The 5,401-nt window shown below is 42.6% G+C and carries 4 protein-coding genes; 2 read left to right on the top strand and 2 right to left on the bottom strand.

Going from position 1 to position 5,401, the window contains the following annotated elements:
* Window positions 1-150: 150 nt before the first annotated feature.
* Both LJE11_RS18455 and LJE11_RS18450 read left to right on the top strand, forming a co-directional pair.
* A complete protein-coding gene (locus tag LJE11_RS18455; RefSeq protein ID WP_008707744.1) occupies window positions 151-864 on the top strand; it encodes a hypothetical protein in 714 nt (237 codons plus the stop codon).
* Between the two features lie 23 nt (window positions 865-887).
* Entirely contained in the window at window positions 888-3,299 is a 2,412-nt protein-coding gene (locus LJE11_RS18450) for an Ig-like domain-containing protein (protein WP_008707743.1), read from the top strand.
* 103 nt (window positions 3,300-3,402) lie between these two features.
* Here LJE11_RS18450 and LJE11_RS18445 read toward each other — a convergent pair whose 3' ends face one another.
* Together LJE11_RS18445 and LJE11_RS18440 are read right to left on the bottom strand one after the other, a co-directional pair.
* Window positions 3,403-4,266, bottom strand: a complete 864-nt coding sequence (locus LJE11_RS18445) for a NifB/NifX family molybdenum-iron cluster-binding protein (protein ID WP_008707742.1) — start codon at window positions 4,264-4,266, stop codon at window positions 3,403-3,405.
* Between the two features lie 72 nt (window positions 4,267-4,338).
* Window positions 4,339-5,307: an N-acetylmuramoyl-L-alanine amidase gene (locus LJE11_RS18440; protein WP_008707741.1), complete on the bottom strand. Its 969-nt coding sequence runs from the start codon at window positions 5,305-5,307 to the stop codon at window positions 4,339-4,341.
* Window positions 5,308-5,401: the final 94 nt, after the last annotated feature.

The following is a 5,401-nucleotide window of genomic DNA, read 5'->3' as shown; positions in this document are numbered from 1 at the left end:
ATCGGCAATTTTGCACGCTAAATCAACATAATCTGTCATGGACGCTGTGAAAGTTGTGTGCTATATTGAGTATATAGGAATGCTCCAGACAGCTGTTCCTGTCTGAATCGTTCAGTTAACACTAACATACACTTTTAGGAGGGAAAAAGAATGAAGAAAACAAGCAAAAAATTACTCTCTTTTTTACTGGCGTTTGGAATGATCATTGCCATGTTTGCAGTGACCTCTGCTACAGGTTGGGCGGCAGATGAACATGTTCCTGCATCGGCAACCTTAGTTGCCTATCCGAAGCCGGCAACAGAATCCCTGGCTTCCTTATCGTCCAAAGTTTCCGGACTAAAATCAAGTAATAAGGCAGTTGTCACTGTCAAACTGTCAAAATCCACCTACGGCACTTCACAGACATACTATACGATTCTGGCAGTCCCAAAGAAAGCCGGTACAGCTACTGTTTCTTTTAAATGTCAGGGTAAAACATATAAAATAAAGGTAACTGTTAAAAAATATGTAAATCCTGTTAAATCAGTAAAGATCGGCGCAACTACTGTTCCAGGTTCCAGATTTAAATCTTCTTCTGAAACAAGTCTCAGCTACGCAAAATTTGCCGGAAAGAAAGTAAAAACAACGGTTACTCTTGCAAAAGGATGGAAGCTTGACAAACTGTACATATATAGTGGAAATAATCCTGTGAATGGCAGTATGAAACCAGCGATCGAATACCTGCAAAAAGGATGGATGCGCAGTGAATCCGTGGCAAACGGAAGCAAGATCCCGGTAGCGGGAGGCAAAGGTTTCAGGATCATGTTTACTGCAGTTAATTCTAAAACCGGTATCAAAGAACGTATAACTATCGAACTTAGATAAAGGGGAAAAGAGGGCTCTGACAGATGAAAAAGAAATTATTAGTTTTATTGCTGACTTCTTCCATGATTTTAATGAATTTTGCTCCTGCATATGGTGCAGGTGATTTTACTGACTCGGATAATGTAACAGCTGTAGAAAATCCAGGTTCATCTGATGTTGATGCGATTCCTGACATGGGTAATGCGGTAAACGACGAGATGAGTTTTTCTCCTGAGGAATTCGATAACAATGGAGAGTTCAATGACACTGAAGATGAGTTTACTTCGGAACAGACAGACGATGATTTCTTTTCGGATGAAAAGGAAATGCCTTCTGTTCAGGAGGGGGACACGTTGGTTGCAAATGCAGGTCAGGGAATAACAGCTGGTACTTCCACATATTCCTCAAAGTCTTCCTTTGGCCGAAGAAAGGCTCTTTCCCAGCTTCAGGGTATGGGAATCAACAGCGGATCTTACAGCTGGAACTGGGCAAATCCTGAATATACTTCCTATTATACAGATGAGGCAGGAAATCTTCACATTGTTGCCTGGAAAGATCAGACTTTATACGATGCTGTCTGCAATTCCGATCTTAATGTTACCAATGTAACAACAGTAAAGCTTCCGCTTCCATTGTGGGGAGGATTCTATGCTGCACCAGACGGGAACTTTTATGTTGCAGCAGGGCAGAAGAATCTGAACGAAGACAACAGCATAACGGCTGTCCGAATCCTTAAATACAGCCGTGCCTGGAAACTGCTTGGTGCAACGGACATTGGTGGCGGATATACAAATATGTTTGAAGGAATCTACATTCCTTTTGACGCTGCTTCCCTGCGCATGACCCAGATCGGTTCTACCCTGATCGTCCATACAGGACGGGAAATGTATGGGATGGAAGGGATACATCATCAGAGTGATATCACTTTTGTCATTAACACTCAGGATATGACACTTATTAATTCAGATATGCCTTATTGCAGCCATTCCTTTAACCAGTTTGTTGTAAATGACGGCTCTCATGTGTATTTTCTGGATCATGGGGATGCCTATTACAGAGGTCTGATCCTGTCCTCCTTCTCCGCATATTCCGGTGGATATATTGCCCAGGATCATGCTGTAAATATCTTTCCTTTTATGGGGGCTACAGGTGATAATTATACCGGATGCGAGGTAACCGGATTTTCTCTGGCAGGAAATAATCTGATCACAGTAGGCAAGTCTGTTCCCCATGGTTTTGCTGTGAATGGACAGACCGGATATGAGAATCTTAACAAAAATATCTTTATGATAATCACAGATAAGAACAGTATGGCTTCCAGATTTATCTGGCTCACTCAGTATTCACCGTCAGGAGCAGAAATAACTCTGACAGAACCAAAACTTATCCCCGTAGGAAATAATCAGTACGCAGTCCTTTTCTCAGAGGAAACCTCAGAACAGAGTATTCTGCATTATCTCCTTATGGATGCTTCCGAAAACGTAATATTATCCAAGTTATACAAGAATGTAACGATCCAGACGGATTCACAGCCGATCTTATGGGGACGTAATATTGTATGGGTATCCGGAAATTATGATAACGGCAACTATGACAGTTCCCGCACATACCTGTATGAAATCCCCGTAGTGACAACTCCACTTAATGGAATTGCTCTGAACCAGACAAATCTGACAATTGACGAAGGAAATACACAAAAACTCACACCTTCCTTTACACCATCTAACTCTGATGATGTAAAAGATGTGGTCTGGACAAGCAGTAATCCTGGGGTTGCGTCTGTCTCAGAGGATGGAACCATTCAGGGGAACGGTTATGGTCAGGCAGTAATCACTGCTTCTGCCGGAGATTTTCAGACCCAGTGTCAGGTGACGGTAAAGGTATCTGAGAACAACACACCACTGACAAAACCTGTGCTGAAACTTTCCCAGAAATCTGCAGATCAAATACATTTAACCTGGAAAAAGGTTCCGGGTGCCAAAGGATACCAGATTTACTGCAAGACAGATTCCCAGTCTTCTTATAAGCGGATAAAAACTCTGAAAACAGGAGCTGTCAGTTTCGATGCAGCTGTAGTACCGGGCGTAACCTATTCATTTAAAGTCCGTGCTTATGGAACCAACGCAAGTGGAAAAAACAAATATTCTAAATTTTCAGCGGTGAAATCAAGAAAAGCTGCTGTCCCGGCTCCATCTAAGGTTTCATGTAAAATGAGTAACGGTGGTACAGAGGTTTCCTGGAAAAAAGTAGCCGGTGCTTCCGGATATGTGATTTACCGCAATGGTTCCGCTGCCAAAACAGTGAAGTCCTCTGTCTCAACCTGGAAAGACACAAAAGCTTATGATTCCCAGACAGGCATGTACTGGGTTTATAATTATTATGTAAGAGCTTTTAAGACAGTAAACGGTAAGCGAATATACAGTAAGCCCACAAAAACGATAAATCTTTACTCGTAAATTATAAAACTACAAAAAGCACTATCACTTTGGTAAATAAAGTATAAAACAGGGCAGTCTCATCGGCAAAATTTTTGCCGGGAGGCTGCCCTGAGTATTTGTCTTATTTCACTTCTACTAATTCAATCTTGAAGTTAAGTTCTTTTCCAGCCATTTCGTGGTTTGCATCAAATGTGATATTTTTCTCATCTTTAGCTGTTACTTTAACAGGGAATGGCTGACCGAACTGGTTTGACAGGTATACCTGCTGGCCAACTGCCAGGTCTTCGGAACCTGGGAGCTGGGCGATTTCCATAGTGAAGATAGCGTTTGGATCTGCCATACCGTATGCTTCTTCTGGCATAAGGTGAACGTCTATGATCTGACCAACTTCCATATCAGCTACAGCTGCATCAAATCCTCTGATCATCTGGCCTGCACCGCAGATGAATTCCAGCGGTTCGCCACGGTCGTAAGAAGAATCAAACTGTGTTCCGTCATTGAAAGTTCCTCTGTAATGTGTGCGACAGGTTTTTCCTACATTGCGTCCTGTAAGCTGTGGCTGTGATCCGCCACATCCACCGCATCCGCCACCGCAGCTGTCTCCACAGGAGTGTCCCTCCTCATGGCTGCCGCAGGAATGACCTTCTTCATGATGGTGATGGTCGCAGTTAGCTCCGGAAGATACTAATTCGCCTTTTAAATAACTTTCAACTGCCTGGTCGGTATTTCCCTGGGCTCCGGCGCATAATTCGATTCCTGCCTCTGTGAGTGCTGTCTGAGCACCACCGCCGATGCCACCGCAGATCAGAACATTTACACCCTGCTCAGCAAGCAGACCTGCAAGTGCTCCATGTCCTGTACCGTTAGAACCGATCACTTCGCTGGAAACTATTTTGTTGTCTTCCACTTCATAAACTTTAAAAGACTCTGTTTTTCCAAAATGCTGAAAAATCTCTCCATTATCGTATGTTACTGCAATTTTCATTTGAAAAATCCTCCAAATTATTTTTTATACCCATTCAGTCCAGTATAAACTGTCTGCGACACAAAAGCAAGGCTATTTGATCAGGTAATTCTCAATTCCATTTGCAATTCCCCGTACCATTTTTTTCTGATAAGAACTCTGCTGCATACGGCGGTCTTCGGAAGGATTACTCATATATCCCATCTCGATAATCGTTGTCGGAACTTTACTCCAGTTATTTCCGGTCATAGAGTCTGTTTCCCAGACGTATTCTTTTCTGCATCCTGTAGCTGACACATATGCATTGAGCACAGCCTCAGAAAGCGCTTTGTTTTTTCTGTACATAGATGAAATATAAGGACTGTTTCTGGTTGTACAGATAGTCAGTGCTCCACTGATAGAGGAATTATCACTTCCATTGGCATGGATACGGATATACGCATCTGCTTTTGCCTTATTTGCCACTTTTGCACGGTCAATACAGCTGAGAGCTACTTTACTGTTGGTTCTGGTCATTACTACCTTAAAACCTCTTTTCTGAAGAAGGGTTCTTAGCTGAAGACCAATGCTCAGGTTGAGCTTATATTCCTCCACACCTGTAGCAACACCCTGGGTTCCAGAAGTATCTTTCTCTTTCAGCTGGCTGGAACCAGGCCCAAGAGGTTCATAACCACCGGCAACGACAGAAGAATGCCCCGGATCCAGTACAACAACAGGAGTCCAGACACCTTTACTGTTGATCTTTCGTCCATTTACAGTCTGATTGATACGCATTCTTCCGGTCTGTTTGCCAAAATACCTGAAACGATTATGAATACGGTGCCATCCTGTAAACATGGTACCGTCTGCTGCAAAACAGTAATAATACTTGCCGATTTTGTGCAGGTCTGTCAGCTTCTTGCCATTCTTATAATAGTATTTTTTTCCGCCGAAGGTTTTCCACCCAGTGAAAGTACTGCTGACAGATGCTGCTTGGACATCTGTAAAATCTACAGCAGGTAAAACTGTGACCAGGAGAAGAATGCACAAGAGCCAGATAAAACATGATTTTCTTTTCTTCATACATGACTTCCTTTCATATAGGATATTTTAAGTGATGGTTCTGTATGTTGATTATATCATGTAATTGTCTGGGAGTGTGGAAAAAAGCACATAA

This window comes from Blautia sp. DFI.1.216, assembly GCF_020594215.1.
GTDB lineage: Bacteria > Bacillota > Clostridia > Lachnospirales > Lachnospiraceae > Blautia_A > Blautia_A wexlerae.
Note: the sequence above shows the minus strand (reverse complement) of the source record. Positions and strands in the feature narration are given on the sequence as shown.